The sequence below is a fragment of the Streptococcus alactolyticus genome (assembly GCF_042649785.1).
GTDB classification, from domain to species: domain Bacteria; phylum Bacillota; class Bacilli; order Lactobacillales; family Streptococcaceae; genus Streptococcus; species Streptococcus alactolyticus.
Map to the genome: position 1 here is coordinate 1 of NZ_JBHRZX010000046.1, position 890 is coordinate 890.

Annotated in this window: 1 protein-coding gene; it reads left to right on the forward strand. The window is 44.3% G+C overall.

The window, feature by feature from the left end; translation table 11 throughout:
- Positions 1–890: GBS Bsp-like repeat-containing protein (locus ACFORE_RS08650; RefSeq protein ID WP_380435101.1), on the forward strand; the 890-nt coding region annotated here is incomplete at both ends.

An 890-nucleotide genomic window follows, 5' to 3' on the forward strand; every position in this document is an offset into this window, starting at 1 on the left:
TACAAGGCTGACCCTTCAGGTCATACTAAAGCCAACTACACTGGCTCTTACGGAACTTACCTCGTTCACACATATGGAGTTGTTCACGGGCAAATGGTCGGTTTGAACGCCACTTCAGTCCTTGTGCCAAAACCAGAAGTTAAGGCTAATATTACCAAAGAAAGTGCGACGACTTACAAGGTAACCATCACTGATGTACCGATTTACATTGATGATATCCAAGTACCAACTTGGACAGAGGCAAATGGTCAAGACGATCTTCAATGGTACAAGGCAGAAAAAGCAGCAGACGGTTCTTATTACGTTGTTTTCAGCGAAGCGACCCATAATCTAGAAGCGGGTACTTACAATGTCCACGTTTATGGCTATAACCACGTAAAAAAAGTACAAACAGGATTACTTGGCAAACGCTTTGAATCAGACTATCGTTTCGGTGATGTGGCCGTTAAGGCAGAATTGGCTCCAACAGGTATCTACATTACCATGCCAAGCGACGTCAGCTCAAACCTCAAAACTTACCACGCGGTTTGGTCAGCCAAAAACGATCAAGACGACATCAAATGGTACCAAGTGGCTAAAAATGGTCAATTAACAGCTAGCTACACAGGTGATTACGGTGCTTATTACATCCACACTTATGCCGTTGTCAAAGGGAAAATGACCTGCATCAGTGCAACCAGCATTGACGTGCCAAAACCAGATGTCAAAGTCAGTGTAACCCAAGCCAGCGATACTTCAGCTAAGGTTGTGGTAACCAACGTCCCAATCTACGTTCATGATATTGAAGTGCCTGTTTGGACTAGCCAAAACGGCCAAGATGATATCAAGTGGTACAAGGCAGAAAAAGCAGCAGACGGCAGCTACACTTACACTTTCTACGCGAAAAATCA